25 protein-coding genes are annotated in these 25531 nt (G+C 62.9%); 12 read left to right on the top strand and 13 right to left on the bottom strand.

Annotated elements, in window-relative coordinates; genetic code table 11:
- Window positions 1-12: 12 nt before the first annotated feature.
- From pstA to B9A11_RS05080, 8 genes are all read right to left on the bottom strand, one after another.
- Window positions 13-1335 carry a phosphate ABC transporter permease PstA gene (gene pstA, locus B9A11_RS05115; protein WP_058246961.1) on the bottom strand — a complete coding sequence of 441 codons (1323 nt, stop codon included), beginning with the start codon at window positions 1333-1335 and terminating at the stop codon, window positions 13-15.
- A complete protein-coding gene (pstC, locus tag B9A11_RS05110; protein WP_058246962.1) occupies window positions 1332-2804 on the bottom strand; it encodes a phosphate ABC transporter permease subunit PstC in 1473 nt (490 codons plus the stop codon). Before pstC ends, pstA begins: the two co-directional genes overlap by 4 nt.
- A gap of 95 nt (window positions 2805-2899) precedes the next feature.
- Window positions 2900-3937, bottom strand: coding sequence for a substrate-binding domain-containing protein (locus B9A11_RS05105; protein ID WP_186009182.1), 1038 nt, complete (start codon window positions 3935-3937; stop codon window positions 2900-2902).
- Window positions 3938-4238: 301 nt separating this feature from the next.
- Window positions 4239-5276 carry a sensor histidine kinase gene (locus B9A11_RS05100; protein WP_186009183.1) on the bottom strand — a complete coding sequence of 346 codons (1038 nt, stop codon included), beginning with the start codon at window positions 5274-5276 and terminating at the stop codon, window positions 4239-4241.
- Between the two features lie 18 nt (window positions 5277-5294).
- Window positions 5295-6470 (bottom strand): trans-sulfuration enzyme family protein, encoded by a 1176-nt coding sequence (locus B9A11_RS05095; RefSeq protein ID WP_058246965.1) that lies wholly within the window; start codon window positions 6468-6470, stop codon window positions 5295-5297.
- A 139-nt stretch (window positions 6471-6609) separates the two neighbouring features.
- On the bottom strand, window positions 6610-7131 hold the full coding sequence (locus tag B9A11_RS05090) for a gamma carbonic anhydrase family protein (RefSeq protein ID WP_058246966.1): 522 nt from the start codon (window positions 7129-7131) through the stop codon (window positions 6610-6612).
- Window positions 7128-7769: a guanylate kinase gene (gene gmk / locus B9A11_RS05085; RefSeq protein WP_058246967.1), complete on the bottom strand. Its 642-nt coding sequence runs from the start codon at window positions 7767-7769 to the stop codon at window positions 7128-7130. The genes B9A11_RS05090 and gmk overlap by 4 nt, the downstream gene beginning before the upstream one ends.
- Before the next feature lie 3 nt (window positions 7770-7772).
- A complete protein-coding gene (locus tag B9A11_RS05080) occupies window positions 7773-8663 on the bottom strand; it encodes a YicC/YloC family endoribonuclease (protein ID WP_083499797.1) in 891 nt (296 codons plus the stop codon).
- Window positions 8664-8863: 200 nt separating this feature from the next.
- Between B9A11_RS05080 and B9A11_RS05075 the strand changes: the two genes are divergently transcribed.
- Window positions 8864-9571, top strand: coding sequence for a PAS domain-containing protein (locus B9A11_RS05075; protein WP_058246969.1), 708 nt, complete (start codon window positions 8864-8866; stop codon window positions 9569-9571).
- 160 nt (window positions 9572-9731) lie between these two features.
- Here B9A11_RS05075 and B9A11_RS05070 read toward each other — a convergent pair whose 3' ends face one another.
- A complete protein-coding gene (locus B9A11_RS05070; protein WP_058246970.1) occupies window positions 9732-11102 on the bottom strand; it encodes a class II 3-deoxy-7-phosphoheptulonate synthase in 1371 nt (456 codons plus the stop codon).
- 175 nt (window positions 11103-11277) lie between these two features.
- On the opposite strand from B9A11_RS05070, the gene B9A11_RS05065 reads away from it, so the two are divergent.
- Window positions 11278-12288 carry a GlxA family transcriptional regulator gene (locus B9A11_RS05065; RefSeq protein ID WP_058246971.1) on the top strand — a complete coding sequence of 337 codons (1011 nt, stop codon included), beginning with the start codon at window positions 11278-11280 and terminating at the stop codon, window positions 12286-12288.
- Window positions 12289-12336: 48 nt separating this feature from the next.
- Window positions 12337-13209, top strand: coding sequence for a sulfotransferase (locus tag B9A11_RS05060; protein WP_058246972.1), 873 nt, complete (start codon window positions 12337-12339; stop codon window positions 13207-13209).
- A 2-nt stretch (window positions 13210-13211) separates the two neighbouring features.
- Here B9A11_RS05060 and B9A11_RS05055 read toward each other — a convergent pair whose 3' ends face one another.
- Window positions 13212-14309, bottom strand: a complete 1098-nt coding sequence (locus B9A11_RS05055; RefSeq protein ID WP_058246973.1) for a PQQ-dependent sugar dehydrogenase — start codon at window positions 14307-14309, stop codon at window positions 13212-13214.
- Window positions 14310-14460: 151 nt separating this feature from the next.
- Between B9A11_RS05055 and B9A11_RS05050 the strand changes: the two genes are divergently transcribed.
- From B9A11_RS05050 to B9A11_RS05030, 5 genes are all read left to right on the top strand, one after another.
- Window positions 14461-15645, top strand: coding sequence for an ABC transporter substrate-binding protein (locus B9A11_RS05050; RefSeq protein ID WP_058246974.1), 1185 nt, complete (start codon window positions 14461-14463; stop codon window positions 15643-15645).
- 100 nt (window positions 15646-15745) lie between these two features.
- Window positions 15746-16525 (top strand): ABC transporter ATP-binding protein, encoded by a 780-nt coding sequence (locus B9A11_RS05045; protein ID WP_058247135.1) that lies wholly within the window; start codon window positions 15746-15748, stop codon window positions 16523-16525.
- Complete coding sequence (locus tag B9A11_RS05040) at window positions 16522-17355, top strand: ABC transporter ATP-binding protein (RefSeq protein WP_083499798.1); 834 nt, start codon at window positions 16522-16524, stop codon at window positions 17353-17355. The genes B9A11_RS05045 and B9A11_RS05040 overlap by 4 nt, the downstream gene beginning before the upstream one ends.
- 60 nt (window positions 17356-17415) lie before the next feature.
- Window positions 17416-18426: a branched-chain amino acid ABC transporter permease gene (locus B9A11_RS05035; RefSeq protein WP_058247137.1), complete on the top strand. Its 1011-nt coding sequence runs from the start codon at window positions 17416-17418 to the stop codon at window positions 18424-18426.
- Window positions 18423-19715 carry a branched-chain amino acid ABC transporter permease gene (locus B9A11_RS05030; protein WP_058246975.1) on the top strand — a complete coding sequence of 431 codons (1293 nt, stop codon included), beginning with the start codon at window positions 18423-18425 and terminating at the stop codon, window positions 19713-19715. Before B9A11_RS05035 ends, B9A11_RS05030 begins: the two co-directional genes overlap by 4 nt.
- 63 nt (window positions 19716-19778) lie before the next feature.
- On the opposite strand, the gene B9A11_RS05025 is transcribed toward B9A11_RS05030, so the two are convergent.
- Window positions 19779-20549 carry a ZIP family metal transporter gene (locus B9A11_RS05025; RefSeq protein ID WP_058246976.1) on the bottom strand — a complete coding sequence of 257 codons (771 nt, stop codon included), beginning with the start codon at window positions 20547-20549 and terminating at the stop codon, window positions 19779-19781.
- 65 nt (window positions 20550-20614) lie between these two features.
- On the bottom strand, window positions 20615-21235 hold the full coding sequence (locus B9A11_RS05020) for a helix-turn-helix domain-containing protein (protein WP_058246977.1): 621 nt from the start codon (window positions 21233-21235) through the stop codon (window positions 20615-20617).
- Window positions 21236-21302: 67 nt separating this feature from the next.
- Between B9A11_RS05020 and B9A11_RS05015 the strand changes: the two genes are divergently transcribed.
- From B9A11_RS05015 to B9A11_RS05000, 4 genes are all read left to right on the top strand, one after another.
- Window positions 21303-22814 (top strand): class I adenylate-forming enzyme family protein, encoded by a 1512-nt coding sequence (locus B9A11_RS05015; RefSeq protein WP_058246978.1) that lies wholly within the window; start codon window positions 21303-21305, stop codon window positions 22812-22814.
- Window positions 22815-22868: 54 nt separating this feature from the next.
- Window positions 22869-23507, top strand: coding sequence for a DsbA family oxidoreductase (locus B9A11_RS05010; protein ID WP_058246979.1), 639 nt, complete (start codon window positions 22869-22871; stop codon window positions 23505-23507).
- Window positions 23504-23863, top strand: a complete 360-nt coding sequence (locus B9A11_RS05005) for a potassium channel family protein (protein ID WP_058246980.1) — start codon at window positions 23504-23506, stop codon at window positions 23861-23863. The genes B9A11_RS05010 and B9A11_RS05005 overlap by 4 nt, the downstream gene beginning before the upstream one ends.
- A gap of 80 nt (window positions 23864-23943) precedes the next feature.
- Window positions 23944-25152: a multidrug effflux MFS transporter gene (locus B9A11_RS05000; RefSeq protein ID WP_083499799.1), complete on the top strand. Its 1209-nt coding sequence runs from the start codon at window positions 23944-23946 to the stop codon at window positions 25150-25152.
- Here B9A11_RS05000 and B9A11_RS04995 read toward each other — a convergent pair.
- Window positions 25149-25484: a hypothetical protein gene (locus B9A11_RS04995; protein WP_058246982.1), complete on the bottom strand. Its 336-nt coding sequence runs from the start codon at window positions 25482-25484 to the stop codon at window positions 25149-25151. The two genes, B9A11_RS05000 and B9A11_RS04995, sit on opposite strands and share 4 nt — an antisense overlap.
- Between the last annotated feature and the right edge of the window lie 47 nt (window positions 25485-25531).

Genomic DNA, 25531 nt, shown 5'->3' with positions numbered 1-25531 from the left:
GACTGTATCCTGTTACCAGCGGCGCTCAAAGCGGCGGCGCAGAAGAATTGCGATGATGTTCATGGTCAGCAGGAAGATCAGCAAGATGATGATCCCGCCCCACGCCTTGTCGTAAAAGGCGCTGTCGGCGCGCGCGGCCCACGTATAGATCTGCGCGGGCATGGCCGAGTTGGCGTTCAGGAACCCTTCGGCGAGGCCATCGGGATATTCGCGGGCGACAAAGCCCACCATCCCGATCAGCAGCAGCGGCGCGGTTTCGCCAAGGGCTTGGGCAAGGCCGATGATGGTGCCCGTCAGGATACCCGGCATGGCCAGCGGCAGCACGTGGTGGAACACCGCCTGCATTTTCGACGCGCCAACCCCAAGGGCCGCGTCGCGGATGCTGGGCGGCACCGCCTTGAGCGCGGCGCGGGTCGAGATGATGATCGTCGGCAGCGTCATCAGCGTCAGCACGAGGCCACCCACCAGCGGCGCAGAGTTCGGCAGGTGCATGAACTGGATGAACACGGCCAGACCCAGGATCCCGAACACGATGGACGGCACCGCGGCAAGGTTGGCAATGTTCACCTCGATCAGGTCGGTAAAGCGGTTCTTGGGCGCGAACTCTTCGAGATAGATCGACGCGGCGACGCCGATGGGCAGCGACAGCCCCAGCACCACGATCATCATAAAGAACGAGCCCACGACAGAGGCACCGATGCCCGCGCCGCCGGGGTTGTCCACCGAAGAGTCCGCGGCGGTGATGAACGTCCAGTTAAAGGCGCTGTGGATGATCCCGGCCTCATGCAGCGCGTCCACCAGATCCAGATCCGACACCTCTAGAAAGCGCGAGTCGACCAGCGTGTCCCGCGTGACCTTGCCATTAAAGTAGCCGTCGACGCGCGACGAGGCCGGCAGGGTGAACTGCACCGGCTTGCCCAGATCGCCGGGGTTGGCGCGGTAATGCGCGCGCAGGTCGCCGCCGATCTTGCCCAGCAGGCGGTCGATGGCCTTGCCGTCAAAGGCGACCTGAACGTTCTGCTCGGTCAGCTTGGCGGACAGCTGGTCGATGAACACCGCCTGATAGGCCTTGGTCTTCATCAGCTGCTTTTCGGCGGCCTCGAACTCGGCCTGCGTCAGGGTCAGCTCCATGTCGAACACGGTGCGGGTGAACGCCGGCGTGCCCGCGCGGATGATCGACACGGCGAGGATGGCGAGGAAGGCGAGACCGATCAGGATCGCGGTCATGCCGTACATCTTGAACCGCGCCTCAGAGGCATTGCGGCGTTTGGTGCGCGCATCCACCGTGTGCAGGGACGTCTTGTGGCGCGGGGGATTGTTGGTCGCGTCGGTCATTCGTACTGCTCCCGGTATTTGCGCACGATGTAGAGGGCAAAGATGTTCAGGCCCAGGGTGACCACGAACAGGGTCATGCCAAGGGCAAAGGCCACCAGCATCTCGGGCGAGGAAAAGTCGGTGTCGCCGGTCAGCTGGGACACGATCTTGGCGGTGACGGTGGTCATCGCCTCAAAGGGGTTGAGCGACAGCCGCGCCGCCGCCCCCGCCCCCAGCACCACGATCATCGTCTCACCGATGGCGCGGCTGGCGGCCAGAAGGATCGCGCCGACGATGCCCGGCAGGGCGGCAGGCAAAACCACTTGCTTGATGGTTTCGGACTTGGTCGCGCCCAGCCCATAGCTGCCATCGCGCAAGGACTGCGGGACGGCGTTGATGATGTCGTCAGACAGCGAGGACACAAACGGGATCAGCATGATGCCCATGACGATGCCTGCGGTCATCACGGCGGTGCCGCTTTGCATCCAGCCAAAGCCGTCCTTGCCAAAGATCGACACCAGCAGCGGGCCGACGGTCAGCAGGGCGAAAAGGCCGTAAACGATGGTCGGAATGCCCGCCAGCACTTCGAGCAGCGGCTTGGCGATGGCCCGGACCTTGGGGCCGGCGTATTCCGACAGGTAGATCGCCGAGAACAGCCCGATCGGCACGGCCACGGCCAGCGCCACGATCGAGATATAAAAGGTGCCCCAAAGCAGCGGCACGATGCCCAGCTCGGACGAGCCGCCCCGGCCCGAAAAGCTCGGCGCCCATGTGGTGCCAAAGAAGAACTCCAGCGGCGGGTACATGGTGAAGAATTCGTAAGTGTTGAACACCAGCGACAGAACGATGCCAACGGTGGTCAGGATCGCCAGCGACGCGGCGGCAATCAGCAAGACCTTGGTGACCCGTTCCACCGTGTTGCGGGCGCGGAACTCGGCGTGGCTCTCGCGCAGGCCCCAAAAGGCACCGGCCACCGCCAGCGCCAGGACAACCGCCGTCATCGCCCACTTGCCCTGCGCCACCATGGCGCGGAACCGCTGGCCTGCGGTCAGGATCTCGGGCGTCAAGGCTTCGGGGGTGATCTGCTGGGCGTCGCGCATCCGTTTGGTCACGTCGTCCATATCCGCCTGCGCCGAGGCAGCATAAGAAGCGGACATGGTCCCGGCCGCTACGGCGCCATCCAGACCGGCGGCCACGCGCTTGACCTCGGACATCACCAGACCGCGGCTCGACCCTTCGGGGATGGCGCTGTCGGGGATGTCGCTGGACACCACGCCGGACACGATCAACGGCTGGGCCACCAGCCAGACCACCAACACCAGCAACGCCGGAATGGCCGATTTCAGCGCCACGTTTGCACCATAGTAGCTGGGCAAAGAGTGCAGTTTGCGAATGTCGCCATTCGTGCTGGACAGGGCCCGCGTCCGCCCAAGGGCATAGCCCACGGCAGCGATGGCAAGGACCAATCCCAAGAGCCAGATCAAGGACATGTGTCCTCCGCAGTTCAAACAAAAGTCGGTTTCGACGGAACAGGGGCGGCCAGATGATCCGCCGCCCCTGCCCTTATTTCATATCCTTAGCAGGATTACATGCCGCCGCCCATGGTGACTTCGTCGGAAACGACAGCCTGGATTTTCGCCAGCTCGGGGTCGGACACGAGGCCGTAGGCTGCCAGCGGGCCTTCCGGACCTGCCAGTTCATCCGCCACAAAGAAGGATGCGTATTCCTTCAGGCCCGGAACCACGCCGATGTGCGCCTTCTTGACGTAGAAGAACAGCGGGCGCGAGACGGGGTATTCGCCGGTTGCGATGCTCTCGGTCGAGGGCATGACGCCGTCCATGGTCGCCACTTTCAGCTTGTCCTGGTTGTTCTCAAAGAACGCCAGACCGAACACGCCGATGCCGTTGGGGTTGGCTTCGATGCGGGCGAGGGTTTCGGTGTAATCGCCGTCGATGTCCACGGCGCGGCCATCGGTGCGCACGGCGAGGCAGGCGTCTTCGGCGTCGTCGTGGGACATGCCGCCGTCGATCATCGCCTGCATGGCGCCGGTGGCTTCACAGCCTGCCGCGATCACTTTTTCCTCGAACACTTCACGGGTGCCGTGCTTGGTGCCGGGGATGAACGCCATGATGTCAGCGGCCGGCAGGTCGGCGTTGAATTCGGACCACTGGGTGTAGGGGTTGTCGACCAGCGCGCCGTCCACAACAACCTTGGGGGCCAGGGCGTTGAACATGTCGGACGGGGTGAAGGCGGTGTAGGCCGGGCCGTTCTGCTGGGACGCAAACACGATGCCGTCATAGCCGATGCGCACTTCGATGATGTCGGTCACGCCGTTTTCGGCGCAGGCCTTGATCTCTTTGTCTTTGATCTTGCGCGAAGCGTTGGCCACGTCGATGGTGTTCTCGCCCACGCCTTCGCAGAAGCGCTTGAGACCCGCCGAGGAGCCGCCCGATTCAACAACCGGCGTCGGGAAGTCGGTGTTCTCACCGAAGGCTTCGGCCACGATGGACGCATACGGCAGAACGGTCGAGGAACCGGCCACCTGGACGTTGTCGCGCGCTGCGGCAGAGGTTGCGGAAACAGCGGCAATGGCCAGTGCGGATGCGGTCAGTTTGAAGGTCATAACGAGCTCCTGATGTGTCGTACCTTTGATCATCCCTGCGATGATCTTGGGGCGATACCTACGGTCCTTGGGCAATGCTTTTGTGACACGCATGTAACGGTTTCATGACACCGGGCGGTTTGCGGCAAAAACCTTGGGGGCATTGCGCTAAGCGCTTGTGTTAAATAGGTAATTAATCTTAAAGCGCCGTCACGTTTTTTCTGTTCGCTGCAACCGAGACGAAAAAACGCCGCCCCTGGGGCGACGTTTGCGGGAAATGTGACGGTGTTTGTGACGGTCTTTGTAACGGTGCCCCGAGTCGTCAGCCCACCGGCAGAACCATCGCAAAGCAGGTGCCCTTGCCCAACTGGCTGGTGATCTGCAACCGTCCGCGATGGCGGCTGATGATATGCTTGACGATGGCAAGGCCAAGGCCGGTGCCGCCTTTTTCCCGAGACCGATGGTTGTCGACCCGGTAAAAGCGTTCGGTCAAGCGCGGCAGGTGGTGCTGTTCGATCCCCGGCCCGGTGTCGCAAATCCGAATGGTGATCGCCTGACAGCGCAGGCGGTCCTCATAGCTTGGCGCCAACAGCGTGACGGATACCTGCGCGCCCTGCCCCGAATACTTGATCCCGTTCTCGATCAGGTTGACCAAGACCTGCCGCAGCTGATCCTCGTCGCCTTTGATCTGAAAGGCATCCTCGGGCAGCGTGCATGTCACGCTCACCTGCGCCGCCTCGGCCAGCTGGGCCAGACCGCCGACGGTGGATTTGATCAAGGCGACCGGGTCGACCCATTCGGTCGGGCGCATCCGCTCGTTCGCCTCGACCCGGCTGAGTTGCAGCAAATCGCCCACCAGACGGTTCATCCGCTGCGCCTCTTTGAGCATGATTCCCAAGAAACGTTCCTGCCCCTTGGGATCGCCGCGCGCCGGCCCTTGCAGCGTTTCGATAAAGCCCATGATGGCGGTCAGAGGCGTGCGCAACTCGTGGCTGACATTGGCGACAAAGTCGCGCCGCATGTGTTCGGCCTGCTCCAGATGGGTGACGTCCTCGAAGCAGACCAGCGCGGCGGGGTGGCGATCGGTCGGCACCGGCCGGACAGAGACCTTATAGGTCACATCCTGCTGGCCGTCGTTGCTGAGGAACGTGCTCTGGCGCGGCTGGCCATCGCGCAGGGTCGTCTCGATCGCGTCCAGCAGCAAGGGCTGGCGCAGCGCGGTGATAAAATGCCGCCCCACGATCCCCTTGCCCAGCAGCGCGCGCGCGCCGTCATTGGCGGTCTCGATATACTCGTCGCGCCGGATCAGCAGCGCCGGAAAGGGGATCGCGTCCACAAAGTCTGCAACATTTGCGTCCATGATCCCCGATCCTTTCGTTTAAATGTCGCGCGCGGCGCGCAGGCCGTCGTCGAAACAGGCGATCAGCGCGTCGGCGTCTTCGAGCCCCACGGACACGCGGAAGAAGCCTTCGGACACGCCAATTGCGGCGCGGCCTTCGGGCGTCAGCGCGCGGTGGCTGGAGCTGGCGGGATGCGACAGCGTGGTGCCCACGTCGCCCAAGGTCGGCGCGAAAGCAATTCCGCTTGCGGCCTTGGCAAAGGCATCCGCCGCCGCGCGCCCGCCTTCGATTTCAAAGCTGACCATATTGCAGCCGCGCCCCTGCAACAGTGATTGCGCGCGGGCGGCTTCGGGGTGATCGGGGCGCGTGGGGTACAGCACCTTGATGACGCCGGGCTGCGCCGCCAGATGGTCTGCCAGACGCTGCGCCGTTTCCTGCGTGCGGTCAAAGCGCAGGTCGAACGTCGCCAAACCCCGTTCCGCCAGATAGCAGTCAAAGGGGCTGGCGGTCAGGCCAGCGGTCACGGCGAACACGCGCAGGCGGTCATTAAGAGCCTTGTCCTTGGCCGCGACCCAGCCGAGCGTCGCGTCGGAATGGCCCGCCAGCAGCTTGGTCACCGATTGGATCACGATGTCCGCGCCATGGTCCACCGGGCGCAGCCCGCGTGGCGTGGTAAAGGTGTTGTCGACGGCCAAGAGCACACCCTTGTCGGCGCAAACCTGCGCGATCCCGTCCAGATCGGCGATGCGCAAGGTCGGGTTGGACACCACCTCGATCAGCACCATCCGCGTCTCGGGCCGGATCGCGGCGGCCACGGCGCTGGCGTCGGTCACATCGGCCAAGGTGGTGTCGATGCCCAGGCGCGGCAGGTCTTCGGCCATCATCCGCAGGGACCGCCCGTACAGCTGCGTGCCGCCAACCACGTGATCGCCCGCCTTGGTCAGGCCCAGCAGCACCGCCGCCACGGCGGACATGCCAGAGCCGGTGACCACGCCTCCCTCGATCCCTTCCAAAGCATCAATCCGCCGGGCGAGGCTATCGGCGTTGGGGTGCCCTTCACGGGCGTAGGTGTAGCCGGTGGTTTTGCCCTCGTACTGGCCATCCAGCGCGGTGGGGCTTTCCGAGGCGTAAACCACAGACGGTTGAATGGGCGACACAACGGGAGAGGACACACTGGTAATCGGGGCCACGGGCCGTTGAATCGTGGGCTTCATCTGTCTGGGACCTTTCTTTCAGAGGGCAATACGCGCGGCATGTGACGCCTGCGTGACAGCCGCACCCTAATGATGCGCAAACGGGGCGCAAGAGGTGTGCCCCTCGCGCCCCGCTTTTTCTTGACCATCAGGTCAGAAATTAGACTTCGGACAGACCCGCAGCAAAGCGCGCCGCGTTGTCCTGATAATGCGTGGCGGATTTTTGCAGCTTGGCGATGGCCGCCTCATCCAGCTGGCGTACCACCTTGCCCGGCGCGCCCATGACCAGCGAACCATCGGGGATCTCTTTGCCTTCGGTGATCAAGGCCCCTGCGCCGATCAGGCAGTTCTTGCCGATCTTGGCGCCATTAAGGATCGTCGCGCCCATCCCGATCAAGGTGTTCTCGCCAATGGTGCAGCCGTGCAGCATGACCTTATGACCAATGGTGCAGCCCGCGCCGATGGTCAGCGGATAGCCGGGGTCGGTGTGGCAAACGGTGTTTTCCTGCACGTTGGTCCCTGCGCCGACACGGATTTCCTCATTGTCACCGCGCAGGGTGCTGCCGAACCAGACGCTGGATTTGCCTTCAAGCACCACGTTGCCGATCACATTGGCGTCCGGCGCGACCCAGGCGTCCTCGGCCACGGTGGGGGCTTTGCCGTCCAAAGCGTAAATGGTCATTGTCCCGTCTCCTCGAATTCAGATTGCAGCGCGCGCACATGTTCCAGCAGCGTCGGCTGCTGCGTCCGGCGCAGGCGCGCGGCGGTGATGATGGATTTGAGCTGTTCCTCGGTCTTGTCCAGATCCTCATTCACCAGCACAAAATCATACGACCCCCAGTGCGAAATCTCGTCCCAGCTTTTCTGCATCCGGCGGTCGATCACGTCGTCACCATCCTGCCCGCGGCTGATGAGACGGCGCTTGAGTTCCGCAATCGACGGCGGCAGCAGGAAAATCGACAGCGTGTGCAAGGCCAGTTCGCTGTTGGTCATCTGCTGCGCGCCCTGCCAGTCGATGTCGAACAGCACGTCCTTGCCGTCGATGATCGCATCGCGCACCGGCCCCTTTGGCGAGCCGTAAAAGTTGCCGAACACATGGGCGTGTTCCAGCATCCCGCCGTTGCTGACCGCCTTTTTGAAATCGGCCTCAGCCATAAAGTGGTAATCCTCGCCGTCCACTTCGCCGGGGCGCGGCGCGCGGGTGGTCGCCGAGACCGAAAAGTTGATCGACGGGTCCCACTTGCGCAACCGCTTGGCCAGCGTGGATTTCCCGGCCCCCGAGGGCGATGAAAGAATGATGAGAAGGCCGCGACGGGTCATGTCTTACTCCACGTTCTGAACTTGTTCACGCATCTGGTCGATGGTGGTCTTGAGCGCAAGGCCCACTTGGGTCAACTGCGCATCGCCGGATTTGGAACACAAAGTGTTGGCCTCCCGGTTAAACTCCTGCATGAGAAAGTCGAATTTGCGGCCCACGGCGCCCTTGGCCTGCATCAGCTCTTGTGCGGCATCCATATGGGCGCGCAGCCGGTCGAGCTCCTCTGTCACGTCGGATTTCACCGCGATCAGGGCCAGCTCCTGCGCAATGCGCGCGGGGTCCATGCCGTCGGTGTTGTCCATGACCCGGCCCAGCTGGGTTTTCAGCTTTTCGGCTTGCTGATCTTCGCGTGCGCGCACGGCGGTTTCTGCCTGGTCGACCAGATCGGCGATCTCGGCCAGCTGCCGGTTGAGGATCGTGGTTAACGACTCACCCTCTCGGGCGCGCATTTCGGCGAAGTCGTTCAAGGTTGCCCCAAAATCGTCTAAAAGTGTCTTCTTTAGGGCGGCCTGATCGACCTCTGGGGCGTCACTTGATAACACCCCGCGCAAGGCCACGATATCGGCGGCGGTGGACGGTGCAAGCGATAGCCCGCGATCCATCGCCTGGGTTTCGATCTCGGCCATAGCGTCCAGCACCGATGACAGCTGCGCACCGTCCAACCGCAGCGCCCCTTCGGCGGCGGCAGAGGACAGCTTGAGAGAGATTTGCACATTCCCCCGAGCCAGCTTTTTCGTCGTGATTTCGCGCACTTGCGCCTCTAGCCCTTCGACCCAGTCGGGCAGGCGCAGGCGCAGGTCCAGCCCCTTGCCATTGACCCCGCGCAGCTCCCAGACCCATTGCAGGCCAAAGCCCTGTCCTTGTCGGCTGGCGAACCCTGTCATTGATTGGCGCATGGCTGTCTCTCCCTTGGGGCTCCGGGGTATCGGGATGACCGGCATAAGGCAAGTTTTCTAAGCATCCGTTAACCTTTGGGTCACAATTGGGGCGAAATCTGGACAGAGGTCTGCTAGTAATAACTCAGCAACAAAGATTAAGCTGACGGGGTGGCCGTGGGGGCCCATACCAGTCGCTGCCAAGACAAAGGAGCGGACCCATGTTTGGCAAAGGTGGAAAAGGTCAGGACGTAGTTTCGATGACGGAACGTGAAAAGGCCAAGCGCATGGCACCCCTGCGCATCGTCGAGGCCTATTGGAACGGCCTGTGCGACGGTTCCGAAGTGCCGCTGCGCAGCCAGATCGACCCGCGCGGCATGGAAAGCGCGCTGGAAAACGCCTTTTTGATGGAGCGCATCGCGCCGTCCATGGCCAAGATGCGCGTCGCCGGCACCCATCTGAACGAGCTGATGGGGATGCAGATCGCCGGGATGCCCCTGTCGAGCCTGATCGCCCCCGATGAGCGCGAAGCCTTTGGCGCCGCCGTCACCCGCCTGTTCGCCGACCCCGCGATCATCAAGATCGAGCTCGAGGCCGAGGGCGGTTTTGGCAAGCCCGAGCTGAGCGCCTCGATGATTCTCATGCCGCTGCGGTCCGATTTCGGCGATGTCAGCCGCGCGCTGGGCGCATTGGTCAGCCATGGCCGCGTTGGCCGCACCCCGCGCCGCTTCAAGATCAAGACGGTGGACATCCAGCCCGCCGTGACCTCGGGCATCATTTCCCGTCGCCCGGTCGAGATCATCGAGGATGAGCCGTCGGCGATCTCTCAAATTCGACTCGAATCCGAGACGCTGGGCAAACTGGTCGAACCGAAAAAGACCAGCGCGCCGGAACGGGGCCACCTGCGCCTTGTCGTGTCGAACGACTAAAGACGACCAAAACAGACGGCCCGCCAAAGGGTCGCAATCCGCCAGTCTGGCAGAGGACCGCCCGAGGGAGTTGCCCCCTCGGGCTTTTTCTTATCCAACACATGAAAAACGCCCCGCATCGCATTGATACGGGGCGCTTTTTTAGGGTTTCGGGGTGGGCTTAGCCGTTGGCCGCAAGGCTCGCATTCTGGCGACGCGCGGTCAGCTCCTCGGCCACGAGGAAGGCCAGCTCCAGAGACTGCGAGGCGTTCAGACGCGGATCGCAGGCGGTGTGGTAACGGGCGCTCAGGTCCTCTTCGGTGACTTCGCGCACGCCGCCGGTGCATTCGGTCACATCAAGGCCGGTCATCTCAAAGTGGACACCGCCGGGGATCGTGCCTTCGGCTTCGTGCACCGCAAAGAACTCGCGCACTTCGCGCAGAACGCTGTCGAAGGGGCGCGTCTTGTAGCCGGTCGCGGATTTGATCGTATTGCCGTGCATCGGATCGCAAACCCAAGTGACGTTGGCGCCCTCTTCCTGAACGGCTTTGATCAAACGCGGCAGGTTTTCACCAACCTTGCCCGCGCCGAAACGGGCGATCAGCGTCAGCTTGCCCGCCTCGTTTTCGGGGTTCAGCTTGTTCATCAAGACCTTGAGGTCTTCGGCGGTGGTGGTCGGGCCACATTTCAGGCCAACCGGGTTCAGCACACCGCGGGCAAATTCCACATGCGCGCCGTCGGGCTGACGGGTGCGGTCGCCGATCCAGATCATGTGACCCGAGCCTGCCAGCCATTTGCCAGAGGTCGAATCCTGACGGCACAGCGCCTCTTCGTATTCCAGCAGCAGCGATTCATGGCTGGTGTAGAATTCAACGGTTTGCAGCGTGTGCGCCTGATCGCCGGTCACGCCTGCGGCCTTGATAAAGTCCAGCGCATCCTGAATGCGGTTCGCCATGTCGCGGTACTTCGCGGCGTTGTCCGACTCGGTAAAGCCCAACGTCCACTGGTGCACCTGGTGCACGTCGGCGTACCCGCCGGTGGAAAACGCGCGCAGCAGGTTCAGCGTTGCGGCGGCCTGGGTGTAGGCTTGCAGCATCTTCTGCGGGTTCGGAATGCGCGCTTCGGGCGTGAAATCCAGATCGTTGATGATGTCACCGCGGAAGCTGGGCAGCTCGACACCATCAATCACCTCGGTCGGGGCCGAGCGCGGCTTGGCGAACTGGCCGGCCATGCGCCCCACCTTGACCACCGGCACCTTGGCGCCAAAGGTCAGCACCATCGCCATCTGCAACATCACCTTAAAGGTGTCGCGGATCGCATTGGCGCTGAACTGGTCGAACGCCTCGGCGCAATCGCCGCCCTGAAGCATGAACGCCTCGCCCCGGCCCGCTTCGGCCAGCTGCTCCTTGAGGCGGCGCGCTTCACCGGCAAAGACCAGCGGCGGATACTTGGACAGCTGGGCCTCGACGGCGTTCAGCGCTGCCTGATCCGTATAATCGGGCATCTGAACCCGCGGCTTGTTGCGCCAGTTCGATTTGTGCCACTCGGTCATCTGTCTTCTCCGGTTTGTCTCATGAGTTCGAGGCTTAACAGATTGCTCTATAACCGACCAAAGACAGCGCTACCAGACACCTTTTTTGCGACATGCCTTGACGCTGCCAGACTCTTCTGACCATGTGACTCAATCCCTGTCAGGGGGGCGCAGATTCCAATAAAGGTGTCACCCGATGCTACCACCGTCACAGCGTCAGATTGTCGAACTTGAAAGCGTGCCGAACAAGCCGCGCCGCTTTGTCTTTGTATTGCTTGAAAACTTTACGCTTTTGTCCTTTGCCGCGGCGCTTGATTGCCTGCGTCTGGCGAACCGGATGTCGAACAAAAAGCTGTACGATTGGATGGTGATCGGCGAAGGCGGCGAGACGCTGCGTTGCTCGACCGGAACGGTGTTTCAGCTGGACGGCGACTTGGGCGATTTGCACCGTGACGACGTGATCGTTTTGTGTGGCGGCTCTGACGTGCAGGCCGCCTCGACCAAGCGGATCATTTCGTGGCTGCGCCGCGAGGCGCGCAAGGGCGTGTTGGTGGGCGGGCTGTGCACCGCCGCCTATACCATGGCCAAGGCCGGTCTGCTCGACGCAAAGCGTGCCACCATCCACTGGGAAAACCAGGACAGTTTTTCCGAGGAATTCGAGGATGTTCTGCTGACAAAATCGGTGTTCACCATCGACGGCAACCGGATGACGACGGCGGGCGGCACCTCTTCGATTGACCTGTTCTTGCAGGTGATCGCCAATGACCACGGCGAAGAGCTGGCCAGCGCGGTGGCCGACCAGCAGATCTACAGCTCGATCCGCACCGATCAGGACACCCAGCGCCTGTCCGTGCCGACCCGGATCGGCGTGCGTCACCCCAAGCTGAGCCAGGTCATCCAGATGATGGAAGCCAACATCGAAGAGCCGATTTCGCCCGCGATCCTCGCCAAGGAGGTGGGCATGTCCACCCGCCAGCTGGAGCGGCTGTTCCGGCGCTACCTGTCACGCTCGCCCAAGCGGTATTACATGGAGTTGCGGCTGCAAAAGGCGCGCAACCTGCTGATGCAGACCGATATGAGCGTGATCAACGTGGCGCTGGCCTGCGGATTTGCCTCGCCGTCGCATTTTTCCAAATGCTATCGCGCGCAGTATGAAACGACCCCCTACCGCGAACGCGGCACGTACGCCTCTAAGTTGTCTATTTAGGTGATGCAGATCACAAGACCCGAGCGGACAGCGCGCTACGTTTAAAGCATGACGATTGGACCTTACACAGCCTGCATCGGCCTGCCGCGCAGTGGCACCACGTGGCTGTACCAATACCTCAAACAAAACACCAACGCCCACCACGGTTGGATCAAAGAGATAAACTGGTTCAACACGCACTTCCCCGGGTGCAAGCCTGAGTTGCAGAACAAAGCGCAGGAAATCTGGGACCGGATGCGCGCCAAGGCCGAGGCGCGCGGTGGACCGCTGCGCCCGTGGGAGCTGATCCGCCAGGACCGCGCGCACCTGCGCAGCTCGGCCGAGTTTCGCGCCTTTCTGGAACGTTGGTCCCAGCCCGGCCAGCCGGTGATGGACATCTCGCCGGGGTATTCGTCGATGCCGCCCGCCGCCTTTGCCGATATGAAAGAGACCTTTCCCGACGCGCGGATCATCCTTTTGATGCGCAACCCGCCGGACCGGCTGTGGTCGGGCGCGGCGCACCGCAAGAAACTGCACCGCCCCGAGGCCACAGAGTTGCAGCTTTTCAATGAGTTGCTGGACGAAACGCCCCCCGACGGGCCCGGCGCCGAGGGCGTCAATCCGCTGCCCTTTGCCTATGCCAATGCCCGCAGCGTCTTTGATGCGTCCGAGATTTTGACGATCTATACCGAAGAGCTGTTCAGCCCCCAGCGCGCCGAGCGCGTGGCGCAGATCTGCGATTTTATGCGGCTAGAGCATCGCGCGAACAACGCCTTTGAGTACGTTGATAACAAAGGGGAATATGGCCCCATGCCGTCCGAGGCCCGCGCCCGCGCCGTGGCCCGTTGCGTCAGCAGCTATGCCTTGGCGCAATCGCTGACCGGCTACTTGCCACCCAAGTGGCAGGCCGATCTGGATCGCATCACGCCGGGCATGATCTAGGTCTATTGCGGCGCGATCCGGTAGAGCGCATCGTTGAGCACGCTCAGGAACCACAGCGCGCCGTCCGGCCCTTGGGCCACGTCGCGCACGCGGGCGGTCGCCTCGCCCTTGATCTGTTCGACCTCAGTCAAAGGATCGCCGGAAAGCCTTGAGATATAATCGAATTTCAGCGACCCGACAAAGGCATCCCCCCGCCAGTCGCCCAGCAGGTCGCCGTCATAAAACGCCATCCCAGAGGGCGCGATGGACGGATCCCAATAGTGCACGGGCTGCGCCATGCCGTCCTTGGCGGTGCCTTCGCCGATCTTGGTGCCGTTGTAATTCACGCCGTAAGAGATCACCGGCCAGCCGTAATTGACGCCTGCTTCGATCCGGTTGACCTCATCGCCGCCCTGCGCGCCATGTTCGGCCACCCACAGCTGCCCGCTTGGGTCCAGCGCCGCGCCCTGCGGGTTGCGGTGCCCATAGGAGTAAATCTCTGCCAAGCCGTCACCGCCCACAAAGGGGTTGTCACCGGGCGCCTCGCCATCGCGGGTGATCCGCACCACCGAGCCATTGTGCATCGACAAATCCTGCGCCAGATCGCCGTTGCCCCGGTCGCCAATGGTTACGAACAGCGTGCCGTCGCGCGCCTCGACCAGCCGCGAGCCAAAGTGATAGCCCCCGCCGGTGCCGCGCTTGATCTCGAAAATCGTCTCGCCATTGGTCAGCCGCGTGCCGTCCTCGGACAGCGTTGCGCGGTACACGGCGGTCCCAGAGCCGCGAATCCATTGGCTTTTTGCATAGGTAAAGAACACCTCGCGCGTCTCGGCAAAATCGCGCGGCACCATAACGTCCAGCAGGCCACCCTGCCCGTCCACCTTGATCTTGGGCAGACCGGACACTTCTGTTTTCTGGCCATTCTCGGCGATCCACAAACGCCCCTCACGCTCGGTAATCAGGATCGCGCCACCGGGCAGAAAGTCAAAGGCCCAAGGGGTTTGCAGCCCTTCGACCTGGGCGGAGATCTCGAGCGGGCCAATGCTCGATTCGATGGTTTCTGCAACCGCCGGAAAAGCCAGCACAACCGGAGCGATTATCGTGAAAATGGAATGTCGCAAGTGTCACCTCTTTAGTCGGAAATCGGTATCGGCCCGCCCTTTTACAAGACGTTTACCATACGTTTTTGCCCGCCGATTGGCCTTTTCTTTCTGGTCAAGAATGCTACGCTTTCGCCCAGAACCAAGGTTCAATCACAGGGAGTTTACCAATATGAAAAAGCTGCTTCTGGCCTCGACGGCCACGCTGCTGACCGCGACCGCCGCTCTGGCCGAAGAAGCCAAGGTTGGCGTGATCCTCGGCTTTACCGGCCCGCTGGAATCGATCACCCCGATCATGGCCGACGGCGCAGAGCTGGCCCTGAGCGAAGCAAACGCCTCTGGCACCTTCCTTGACGGCGTGACTCTGACCCCGGTGCGCGGCGACTCGACCTGCATCGACGCCGCCGCAGCGACCGCAGCGGCCGAACGTCTGGTCACCACCGATGGCGTCGTGGCGATCATGGGCGCGGACTGCTCTGGCGTGACCGGCGCGGTGCTGTCCAACGTGGCTGTGCCGAACGGTATTCCGATGATCTCGCCGTCCGCGACCTCGCCGGCGCTGTCCGCAGCCGAAGACAACGGCCTGTTCTTCCGCACCGCGCCCTCTGACGCGCGTCAGGGCGAAGTTCTGGCGGAAATCCTGAACGAAAAAGGCATCACCGACGTCGCCGTGACCTACACCAACAACGACTACGGCAAGGGTCTGGCCGACAGCTTTGAGGCGGCGTTCACCGCGAACGGCGGCACCGTGACCCTGTCCGCGCCGCACGAAGACGGCAAGGCGGACTACTCGGCTGAAATCGGCGCGCTGGCTTCGGCGGGCGGCGACGTGCTGGCCGTGTTCGGCTACACCGACCAGGGCGGCAAGGGCATCATCCAGGCGTCCATCGACACCGGCGCGTTTGACACCTACGTCATGGGCGACGGCATGTATGGCGACCAGCTGCTGGCGGACCTTGGCGCCGACATGGAAGGCTCCTTTGGCACCGTTCCGTGGTCCGAAGGCGAAGGCACCGACATCTTCAACAAGCTGGCCACCGATGCGGGCATCAACCCCGACAGCTCGTACACCCGCGAATCCTATGACGCGGCGGCGCTGATCGCGCTGGCTATGATGGCGGGCGGCGAGGCCTCCTCCAAGGCTGTGGCCGACAACGTGCTGAACGTGGCCAACGCCCCGGGCGAGCCGATCCTGCCGGGCGAGCTGGGCAAAGCCTTTGAAATCATCGCAAACGGCGGCGAGATCGACTACGTCGGCGCAACCGGCGTGGAACTGATCGGCCCCGGCGAGGCGGCTGGCTCCTACCGTCACTTCACGGTCGAAGGGTCCAAGTACGAAACCGTCGAATTCAAGTAATTCGGCAGGTATAGGCGTAATGGCAGCCCGAGGCGAAATCCTCGGGCTGTTCCAATATCTTAGAGGGCGCAGTTCAAGCGCCTCAGCGGGGATGATGCCCATGATCCGGGTGGACAACCTACACCGCCATTTCGGCGGATTTCGCGCCGTCGATGGCGCTTCTTTGGAAATCGCAAAAGGCTCGATCACGGGGCTTGTCGGCCCCAACGGCGCGGGCAAGACCACGCTGTTCAACGTGATCGCGGGCGCGCTGCCGCCCACCTCGGGCAAGGTCTATATGGACGGCGAGGACATCACTGGACTGCCGCCACACGAGCTGTTCCACAAGGGCCTGTTGCGGACGTTTCAGATCGCGCATGAGTTCAGTTCCATGACCTGCCGCGAGAACCTGATGATGGTTCCGGGCGGGCAGTCGGGCGAAAAGCTGTGGAACACGTGGTTTGGCCGCAAGCGCATCGCCGAAGAGGAACGCGCCCTGCGCGCCAAAGCCGACGAAGTGCTGGACTTCCTGACCATTTCGCATCTGGCCGACCACCCGGCGGGCGCCATTTCCGGCGGTCAGAAAAAGCTGCTGGAGCTGGGCCGCACCATGATGGTCGACGCCAAGATCGTCTTTCTGGATGAGGTCGGCGCGGGCGTGAACCGCACGCTTTTGATGACCATCGCCGACACCATTGTGCGGCTGAACAAGGAACGCGGCTACACCTTTTGCGTGATCGAGCATGACATGGATTTCATTGGGAAAATCTGTGATCCGGTGATCGTCATGGCCGAGGGCAAAAAGCTTGCCGAAGGCACGCTGGACCAGATCAAGGCCAACGAACAGGTGATCGAGGCGTACCTTGGCACCGGCCTCAAGAACAAGGAGCAGGTGGGATGAGCACCGGCGACAACCCCTATCAGGACGACCACGGCAACCACGACGCCTCTGTCACCCGGCGCGGCGGCGAAAGCACCGTGGACACCACACGCACCAGCGGCCCGGTGACCGATGCCCGCGGCGGGCCGTTCCTGATCGGTGACAATATGACCGGCGGCTACGGCAAAGGGCCAGACATCCTGCACGGCTGCACCATTTCCGTGGACAAAGGCGAGATCGCCGTGATCGTCGGCCCCAACGGCGCGGGCAAATCCACCGCGATGAAGGCTGTCTTTGGGATGTTGGATGTGCGCCAAGGCGCGGTGCGCTTGGATGGCAAGGACATCACCGCCCTGACCCCGCAAGATCGCGTTGTGGCGGGCATGGGCTTTGTCCCGCAGACGTCCAACATCTTTACCTCGATGACGGTCGAGGAAAACCTTGAGATGGGCGCGTTTATCCGCACCGACGATTACCGCCCGACGATGGAGCAGGTCTATGACCTCTTCCCGATCCTGCGCGACAAACGTCGCCAGCCCGCAGGCGAGCTTTCGGGCGGTCAGCGTCAGCAAGTCGCCGTGGGCCGCGCGCTGATGACCCAGCCCAAGGTTCTGATGCTCGACGAGCCGACCGCCGGCGTCAGCCCCATCGTCATGGACGAACTGTTCGACCGCATCATCGAGGTCGCCCGCACCGGGATTTCCATCCTGATGGTCGAACAGAACGCCCGCCAAGCGCTGGAGATCGCCGACAAAGGCTATGTTCTGGTCCAAGGCGCCAACGCCTATTCCGGCACGGGCAAAGACCTGCTGGCTGACCCAGAAGTCCGCAAATCTTTCCTTGGGGGCTGATATGTGGGCTGACATGAAACGCAACAAGACCGCACAAGCGGCAACATGGGGGGCATTCTGATGGAATTCCTCAACGCATTGGTGACACTCGCCAATTTCGTGCTGATCCCCGGCATCACCTACGGCAGCCAGCTGGCGCTGGGGGCTTTGGGTGTGACGCTGATCTACGGGATCCTGCGGTTCTCGAACTTTGCCCACGGCGACACCATGGCCTTTGGCACGATGTCGGTGATCCTGTTCACGTGGCTGTTCCAAAGCTGGGGCATCTCGCTGGGGCCGCTGCCCACGGCGCTGCTGGCGATCCCCTTTGGCATCGCGGTGACGGCGCTGCTGGTGCTGGGCACCGACCGCGTGGTCTACCGCTTTTACCGCGCGCAAAAGGCCAAGCCGATCATCTTTGTGATGGTCTCGATTGGCGTGATGTTCATCTATAACGGCGTGACGCGTTTTATCCTTGGCGCGGACGAACAGCGCTTTGCCGATGGTGAACGCTTTATTATTCGCGCGCGGGAATTCAAGGAAATGACCGGCCTCGACGAAGGTTTGACGCTGAAAACCACCCAAGGTCTGACGGTCATCACCGCCGTGATCGTGGTGGCTTTGCTGTTCTGGTTCCTGAACAACACCCGAACCGGCAAGTCCATGCGCGCCTATTCCGACAACGAAGACCTCGCGCTGCTGTCGGGCATCAACCCCGAACATGTGGTGCGGGTCACGTGGCTGATCGTCTCGGCGCTGATCGTGGTGGCGGGGACGCTGTACGGTTTGGATAAGACATACAAACCTTTCACCTATTTCCAGCTGCTGCTGCCGATCTTTGCCGCCGCAATTGTGGGCGGGCTTGGCTCGCCGCTGGGGGCCATCGCGGGCGGGTTCGTCGTGGCCTTTTCCGAAGTGGGCATCACCTACGCGTGGAAAAAGGTGCTGGGCTACGTGATGCCGGAATCGCTTGAACCGGGCGGTCTCGTGCAGCTGCTGGCCACTGACTACAAATTCGCCGTCAGCTTTATGATCCTTGTGATCGTGCTGCTGTTCAAACCCACCGGCCTGTTCAAGGGGAAATCGGTATGAGCCAGACGATGCGAACCTATTTGATGTTTGCCGGGGTTGCGGTGCTGATCATCGGCACCGGCCTTGTGCAAAGCTGGAACTCGGCGCTGTTGATCCTGAATATGGGTCTGGTCAGCGCGGTCATGGCGCTGGGGGTGAACCTGCAATGGGGCATCGCCGGGCTGTTCAACGTGGGCGTCATGGGCTTTGTGGCGCTTGGCGGTCTGGCGGTGGTGCTGACCTCTGTGGCCCCGGTCCCCGAGGCTTGGGCGGCGGGCGGCCTGCGGGCCTATGCGGCGCTGGTGATTGGCGCGGCGACGGTTGTCGCCTCGGTCATGGCCTACAAGCGTGCGCGCAATGCTTGGCTGATGATCGCAATCCTGATCGTCGGCTTTGTGATCTATCGCGGCGTGCGTGACCCCGCCGTCGATGCCATCGAGGCGGTGAACCCGGCGGTCAGCGGCTATCTCGGCGGTCTTGGCTTGCCGGTGCTGCTGGCCTGGCCCGTGGGCGGCTTGCTGGCGGCGGGCGCGGCCTGGATCATCGGCAAGACGGCCTTGGGGCTGCGGTCCGACTATCTGGCGATTGCGACCTTGGGCATTTCCGAGATCATTATCGCGATCCTCAAGAACGAAGACTGGCTGACCCGCGGCGTCAAGAACGTCATCGGCCTACCCCGTCCCGTTCCGAACGAGATCGACCTGCAAAACGATCCGGGCTTTGTCGAAAGCGCGGCTGGCTTTGGCCTCGACCCGACGACGGCCTCGACCCTGTACGTCAAGCTGGGCTACTCGGTGCTGTTCACCGCGGTCCTGATCGTGCTCTTGGTGCTGTCGCAGATGGCGCTGAACTCGCCTTGGGGCCGGATGATGCGCGCGATCCGCGACAACGAGGTCTCGTCGCGCGCCATGGGCAAGGACGTGACCTTCCGCCATCTCCAAGTGTTTATCCTTGGCTCTGCGATCTGCGGGATTGCGGGCGCGATGATGACCACGCTGGACGGGCAGCTGACTCCATCGAGCTACCAGCCGCTACGCTATACGTTCCTGATCTGGGTGATGGTGATCGTCGGCGGGTCGGGCAACAACCTTGGCGCGGTGCTGGGCGGGTTCCTGATCTGGTTCCTCTGGGTGCAGGTGGAACCGATGGGCCAAGCCCTGATGAACGTGATTACCATGGGCATGGCGGACGGCTCTGCGCTGAAGGATCACCTCCAAGGCTCGGTGCAGCACATGCGCCTGCTGACCATGGGGATCGTGCTGCTGCTGGTGCTGCGGTTCAGCCCTCGGGGGCTGCTGCCCGAGCGGTAAGTCGCGCGAAAGACACAACGAAAGGCCCCTTCCCGCGCGGATGGGGCCTTTTTCGTTTTTGGCTTAGCCCAGCGTCACATCCAAGAACATCATCAGGATCAAGCCGATCATAAAGCCCAAGGTCGCGCGGTTCTGGTGGCCGTTGCGGTGCGTTTCCGGCACGATTTCGTGGCTGATGATGAACAGCATCGCCCCGGCGGCAAAGGTCAGGCCCAAGGGCAGCAAAGCCGCGCTGATCGTCACCGCAAAGGCGCCGATGACCGCGCCGACGATCTCTACCGCGCCAGTCAGACCTGTGACCAGCAGCGCCTTCCACCGCGAATAGCCAAGGCCGGTCAGCGCCACGGCGACGGCGAGGCCTTCGGGGATGTCTTGCAGCGAAATGCCGGTCATGACCGACAGACCCTTGGACTGGTCAACGCCGAAAGCGACGCCGATCGACAGGCCTTCGGGCAGGTTGTGGATGGTGATGGCAAAGACGAACAGCCAGATGCGCGCGAGGCTGGCCTGATCGCCGCCGCCCTCGGGCCCGCTGCTGAAATGCTCATGCGGGATGCGCGCGTTGAGAAATGCGACAAAGCCCGCGCCCAGCGCGACCCCAACCGCCGCCATGGCCGCCGCGATCCAGACAGAGCCGTATTGTTCCTGCGCCAGATCGATCCCCGGCAGGATCAATGAGAAATAGGCCGCCGACAGCATCACCCCCGCCGCAAAGCCCAGCATCAGGTCAGAGGTGGCGCGGCTCATTTTCTTGCCGCCAAGGGTCGGGATCGCCCCGGCGGTGGTGGCCAGTGCGGCAACGGTGCCGCCCAGCGCGGCAGAGACTACGGGCATGTCGGCTCCTGTTTCGGTCCAGCCGACAAGAAACCGTTAACTATGAAAGGTCAAGCGCCCCTCACTCAGGCCAAAGAGGTGACCCACAGGATCGTCGCATCCTCGGGCGAGACCGACACCACGTTGTGCCCCATGGTGCTGTCGTAATAGGCGCTGTCGCCGCGCTTCATCTCGATGGGCTCGTAGAACTCGGTATAAAGCCGCACGACACCGGTGAGCACGTACAGGAACTCTTCGCCATCGTGACGGACCCAGCCGTCGAACTCATCCATGGACCGGGCGCGCACGCGGGCGCGATACGGCAGCATCTTCTTGCGCACAAGGCTCTCGGCGAGCAGCTCGTGTTCGTAGGTGGCGGTGGCGTGGCTTTGCCCCTCGTCCACACGCGTGACGGCCATGCGCCCGTTGACCTTTTCCTGCTGCGGCTGGGTGAACAGCTGCGGCACCGAAATCTCCAGCCCCACGGCGAGCTTTTTGAGCGCGTCATAGGTGGGCGACATCTGGCCGTTCTCGATTTTCGAGAGCGTCGAGCGCGCAAGCCCCGCCTGTTTGGCGGCCTGTTCCAGCGTCCAGTTGCGTTCCTTGCGCAGGTCTCTGACCCGCTGACCCAAGTCCAGCGGTTCGGCCACGTGGTTCTCGCCGCTTTCGCGGGCGATGGTGATCAGGGATTTGGGGTCTTTGCTCATGGACCACCGCTATAAGCGGCGGCTGAATGCCTTGCAAGCGTCACGCGGTGGGCCTAATCCCTGCGTCATGCTTTCTGAATTCGACAAAGGCGCCTTTGCGCCCTGCCCCGCTCCGTTCAATCTGGCCGCTCATGTGTTGGCGGCAGGCGCTGCAACCCCTGAGAAAATCGCCCTGTCGGTGATCACGCCGACCACCTCTGACGACTGGAGCTATGCGCGCCTGATCGCGGCGGTGCGCGGCACGGCGACGGGGCTGTTGCAGGCGGGGCTGGTGCCGGGGGACATCGTGCTGATGCGGCTGGGCAATACGGTGGACTTCCCCATTGCTTACCTCGGCGCGATTGCCGCCGGGATCGTGCCAGTGCCGACCTCTTCGCAGCTGACCGCAGGCGAAGTCGCCAAGATGGTGGCGCATCTCGCCCCCAAGGCGATCCTGCGCGCGCCGGATGTGCCCTGCCCCGAAGTGGACATCCCCGTCTTTGGCCCCAGCGCGTATGAGGCGTGGCACGCCCTGCCGCCCGCCGACTTTGCCATGGGCGATCCGGACCGGCTGGCCTATATCATCTACACCTCTGGCACCTCTGGCACGCCGCGCGCCGTGGGGCACGCCCATCGCGCGATCTGGGCGCGGCAGATGATGATGGACGGCTGGTACGCCATGACGCCGGATGACCGCTTGCTGCACGCAGGCGCGTTTAACTGGACCTTTACCCTTGGGACCGGGCTGATGGACCCTTGGACCCGTGGGGCCAGCGCGCTGATCCCCGCCGATGGCACCGACGCCGCGCAACTGCCCCTGCTGATGAAGCAAAACGACGTGACGCTGTTTGCCGCCGCGCCGGGGGTGTACCGCCAAGTGCTGAAATCCCCGATCCTGCCGATGCCCGCCCTGCGCCATGGCTTGGCCGCCGGCGAAAAGCTGTCCGAAGGCATTCGCGATGCGTGGCGCACCGCCACCGGCACCGAGATCTTCGAGGCCTATGGCATGTCGGAATGCTCGACCTTTATTTCGAACGCGCCTGCGCGCCCCTCCAGCCCCGGCACCTTGGGACGGCCCCAGGTCGGTCGCCACTTGGCGATTGTCGATGCGGACGGCCAGCCGGTGCCGCGCGGGGCCGAAGGCACCATCGCCATCCACCGCCAAGACCCCGGCCTGATGCTGGGCTATATCGGCGCGCCCGAGGCCACCGCCGAGAAATTCCTCGGCGACTGGTTCCTGACCGGCGACCAAGGCAGCATGGATGACGACGACCAAATCCGCTATCTGGGGCGCTCGGACGATATGATGAACGCGGGCGGCTACCGCGTTTCCCCGATGGAGGTCGAAGCGGCCCTCGCCGGTCTGCCCGGCGTCACCGAGCTGGCCGTGACAGACATCGAGGTCAAACAGGACGTGCGGCTGATCGCGGCTTTCTATGTCTCGGACACGCCTCTGGACGAGGACGCCCTGCGCGCCGAGGCCGAAACCCGCCTTGCCCGCTACAAGACCCCGCGTGTGTTTGTGCGCATCGACGCCCTGCCGCGCAATGCCAACAACAAGATCGTGCGCGCGCGGCTCAAGGATCAAGACCCGCTGTAAAGCCGGTCGCCTTTTCCGCGCCGCCTTGCTAGACCACGCTCAAAGGAGCCCCAGATGATCCAGCTCGATATCTTTTCCGACCCGATTTGCCCGTGGTGCTATATCGGCAAGAGCTACCTTGACCGCGCGCTCGAGGCGAACCCGGACCACCCGTTTACCATTCGTTGGCTGCCGTTCATGCTGAACCCGGCGATGCCCGCAGGCGGGATGGATCGGCGCACCTACCTCGAGGATAAGTTCGGCGGGCAAAAAGGCGCGCTGGACGCCTACGCGCCGGTGGTCGAGCACGCGGAAAAAGCGGGGCTGACGCTGCACTTGGATAAGATCGCAAAGACACCGAACACGGTCGATGCGCATCGCCTGATCCATTGGGCGGGCATTGAGGGCGTGCAAACCCCTGTGGTCAGCGCGCTGTTCCGGGCCTATTTCGTCGAAGGGCGCGATATTGGCGATGCCGAGGTGCTCGCCGATTTGGCCGACAGTCACGGCATGGACGCCAGCATGGTGCTGCGCCTGCTGTCCACCGAGGAAGATCGCCGCGAGATCGTCGAGCGTGACGCCGCCGCGCGCGGGATGGGCGTTAATTCGGTCCCGACCTTTATCGTCGCGGGCCAACACGCGGTGCCGGGGGCGCAGCCGCCCGAGCTGTGGGGCAAGGTCATCGAAGAGCTGCGCAGCGGCGCGCTGGGATGAACAAGCTGCGGATCATCACCTTGCTCGTGACGCTGGTGCTGATCATTGCCAGCGGGACGGTGTTCTTTCACCTCGTCGAAGGCTGGAGCCTGCTGGATTCCTACTTTTTCACCGTCGTGACCCTGTCCACCGTGGGCTATGGCAACCTTGTGCCCGTGACCGCGCTGGGCAAAATTGGCACCACGGTGTTCATCCTGGCTGGCCTTGGGGTCTTTGCGGTGGCCATCCAACAGTTCGGCGTCTTTGCCATGCGCAAACGCGAAGAGCACACGGAATGGCTGATCGCGCGCCTCGGCACCGAGGAAGAAGAGCCCGCGAACCAGGACGACCCTCCGCAAAAAACGCACAGCGGCTGAGCGCAAATCGCAAGGCGCGCGGGGTTCCGCCTGTGGCAGGGCGGTGCTACGCCTTGGCGTAACGAATTCAGGATATCCTTATGACAAGTCAACCGTCCCGGGGCGAATTCATCGCAATGATCGCGATGCTCTTTGCCTCTATCGCCTTTTCCATCGACGCCATGTTGCCCGCTTTGCCCGAGTTGGCGGGTCAGTTCACGCCGGATGATCCGAACAAGGCGCAGCTGGTGGTGACCAGTTTTGTGCTGGGGATGGGCCTTGGGACGTTGTTTACCGGGCCGCTGTCCGATGCCGTCGGGCGCAAGCCGATCGTCTTGTTCGGAGCCTCGCTCTATATCGTCACGGCCTATCTTGCGACCCTGGCGCCCGATCTGGAAACCCTGCTTGGCGCGCGGTTTGTCCAGGGCGTGGGCGCGGCGGCCCCGCGTGTGGTGGCGCTGGCCATCGTGCGCGATCTTTATGCGGGACGCGGTATGGCGCGGATCATGTCCTTTGTGATGATGATCTTCACCTTGGTTCCGGCGATTGCGCCGTCGCTCGGAGCGCTGTTGATCAACCTGTCCGGTTGGGAGACGATCTTTTACGCGTTTATGTTCTTTTCGGCGGTGTCTGCCCTGTGGCTTTGGGTGCGCCTGCCAGAGACCCTGCCCGCCGACAACCGTCGCCCGTTTCGGGTCGCCACAATGACGGCCGCGATGAAAGAAGTTGTCCTTCACCCGGTTGTGCGCCTGTGCATCTTTGTCCAAGGCCTTGCCTTCGGCACGTTGTTCGCCACGATCTCCAGCATCCAGCCGATTTACGAGGTCACCTTTGACAAGGCGGATAGCTTTCCCACCTATTTCGCGGTGATTGCCTTGCTGGCCATGTCGGCGAGCTACCTCAACTCTGTCCTGGTGGTGCGGATTGGGATGCGCAAACTGGTCACTGTCATGTTGACCGCGCAATTGGCGATCAGCGCCGTGATGGTCAGCCTGCTGGCGATTGGCCTGCCTTTGAACGTCTTGTTTGTCGCTTTCCTTTTCTGGCAGCTGTCCTTGTTCTTTCAGGCCGGTTTGACCTTGGGCAATCTCAACGCCATCGCGATGGAGCCCATGGGTCATATCGCGGGCATGGCCGCGTCGATCACCGGGGCTATTTCGACCGTGCTGGCAGTGGTTCTGGCCGCGCCCATTGGGCTGATGTTCGATGGCACGCCCATGCCGCTCGCCCTCAGCGTTTTGGTGCTGACCTTTGGCGCTCTGGCCCTGATGCGCCTGATGAACCGGATCGAAGATCGCCTGCCCGCTTAAGGGATGCCTTCGATCCCGCAAATCAACGCGATGCGCTGACCGTCGGTTACAGCCCACGCGCCCATTGCGCGCAATTGCGCGTCGGGCAAGACTCCGTCGAACTGTGCAAGCGCTGCAAATGGCGCTTGCACAGGGCCAACCAACCGCCCCCCGGTCCGCTCGACCAAGGCCGCGGCACCCCCGCTCCAAGGGGGCCCCACCACCAAAACCAACGCATCCGCCCGCGCCGGGGCAGCGGAGGCGAACGGGATGATCACGCTCATGGTGATCGCAAGGCCCAGGGTCAAGGCCAGCAACACCCCAGCGCCGATGTGATGGGCAGTCTTTTCCATATCCTTGGCATATCAGGCGTTCCCTAATCGTTCCCTAATTTGCGGCG

The organism is Tropicibacter naphthalenivorans (assembly GCF_900176475.1).
GTDB classification, from domain to species: Bacteria; Pseudomonadota; Alphaproteobacteria; order Rhodobacterales; family Rhodobacteraceae; genus Tropicibacter; species Tropicibacter naphthalenivorans.
The sequence above is the reverse complement of the archived record's forward strand: the minus strand, read 5'-3'. Positions and strand labels throughout refer to the sequence as shown.

Excerpts from the sequence above, each read along its gene's own strand:
- B9A11_RS05090 (WP_058246966.1), bottom strand. The coding sequence starts at position 7,131 with ATGACCATTTACGCTTTGGACGGCAAAGCCCCCACCGTGGCCGAGGAC.
- B9A11_RS05065 (WP_058246971.1), top strand. The coding sequence starts at position 11,278 with ATGCTACCACCGTCACAGCGTCAGATTGTCGAACTTGAAAGCGTGCCG.
- B9A11_RS05005 (WP_058246980.1), top strand. The coding sequence starts at position 23,504 with ATGAACAAGCTGCGGATCATCACCTTGCTCGTGACGCTGGTGCTGATC.
- B9A11_RS05025 (WP_058246976.1), bottom strand. The coding sequence starts at position 20,549 with ATGCCCGTAGTCTCTGCCGCGCTGGGCGGCACCGTTGCCGCACTGGCC.
- B9A11_RS05035 (WP_058247137.1), top strand. The coding sequence starts at position 17,416 with ATGGAATTCCTCAACGCATTGGTGACACTCGCCAATTTCGTGCTGATC.
- pstC (WP_058246962.1), bottom strand. The coding sequence starts at position 2,804 with ATGTCCTTGATCTGGCTCTTGGGATTGGTCCTTGCCATCGCTGCCGTG.
- B9A11_RS05075 (WP_058246969.1), top strand. The coding sequence starts at position 8,864 with ATGTTTGGCAAAGGTGGAAAAGGTCAGGACGTAGTTTCGATGACGGAA.
- B9A11_RS05080 (WP_083499797.1), bottom strand. The coding sequence starts at position 8,663 with ATGCGCCAATCAATGACAGGGTTCGCCAGCCGACAAGGACAGGGCTTT.
- B9A11_RS05000 (WP_083499799.1), top strand. The coding sequence starts at position 23,944 with ATGACAAGTCAACCGTCCCGGGGCGAATTCATCGCAATGATCGCGATG.
- B9A11_RS05100 (WP_186009183.1), bottom strand. The coding sequence starts at position 5,276 with ATGGACGCAAATGTTGCAGACTTTGTGGACGCGATCCCCTTTCCGGCG.
- B9A11_RS05050 (WP_058246974.1), top strand. The coding sequence starts at position 14,461 with ATGAAAAAGCTGCTTCTGGCCTCGACGGCCACGCTGCTGACCGCGACC.
- B9A11_RS05010 (WP_058246979.1), top strand. The coding sequence starts at position 22,869 with ATGATCCAGCTCGATATCTTTTCCGACCCGATTTGCCCGTGGTGCTAT.
- B9A11_RS05030 (WP_058246975.1), top strand. The coding sequence starts at position 18,423 with ATGAGCCAGACGATGCGAACCTATTTGATGTTTGCCGGGGTTGCGGTG.
- B9A11_RS05060 (WP_058246972.1), top strand. The coding sequence starts at position 12,337 with ATGACGATTGGACCTTACACAGCCTGCATCGGCCTGCCGCGCAGTGGC.
- B9A11_RS05015 (WP_058246978.1), top strand. The coding sequence starts at position 21,303 with ATGCTTTCTGAATTCGACAAAGGCGCCTTTGCGCCCTGCCCCGCTCCG.
- B9A11_RS05040 (WP_083499798.1), top strand. The coding sequence starts at position 16,522 with ATGAGCACCGGCGACAACCCCTATCAGGACGACCACGGCAACCACGAC.
- B9A11_RS05070 (WP_058246970.1), bottom strand. The coding sequence starts at position 11,102 with ATGACCGAGTGGCACAAATCGAACTGGCGCAACAAGCCGCGGGTTCAG.
- B9A11_RS05095 (WP_058246965.1), bottom strand. The coding sequence starts at position 6,470 with ATGAAGCCCACGATTCAACGGCCCGTGGCCCCGATTACCAGTGTGTCC.
- B9A11_RS05105 (WP_186009182.1), bottom strand. The coding sequence starts at position 3,937 with ATGACCTTCAAACTGACCGCATCCGCACTGGCCATTGCCGCTGTTTCC.
- B9A11_RS05045 (WP_058247135.1), top strand. The coding sequence starts at position 15,746 with ATGATCCGGGTGGACAACCTACACCGCCATTTCGGCGGATTTCGCGCC.
- B9A11_RS05020 (WP_058246977.1), bottom strand. The coding sequence starts at position 21,235 with ATGAGCAAAGACCCCAAATCCCTGATCACCATCGCCCGCGAAAGCGGC.
- gmk (WP_058246967.1), bottom strand. The coding sequence starts at position 7,769 with ATGACCCGTCGCGGCCTTCTCATCATTCTTTCATCGCCCTCGGGGGCC.
- pstA (WP_058246961.1), bottom strand. The coding sequence starts at position 1,335 with ATGACCGACGCGACCAACAATCCCCCGCGCCACAAGACGTCCCTGCAC.
- B9A11_RS04995 (WP_058246982.1), bottom strand. The coding sequence starts at position 25,484 with ATGGAAAAGACTGCCCATCACATCGGCGCTGGGGTGTTGCTGGCCTTG.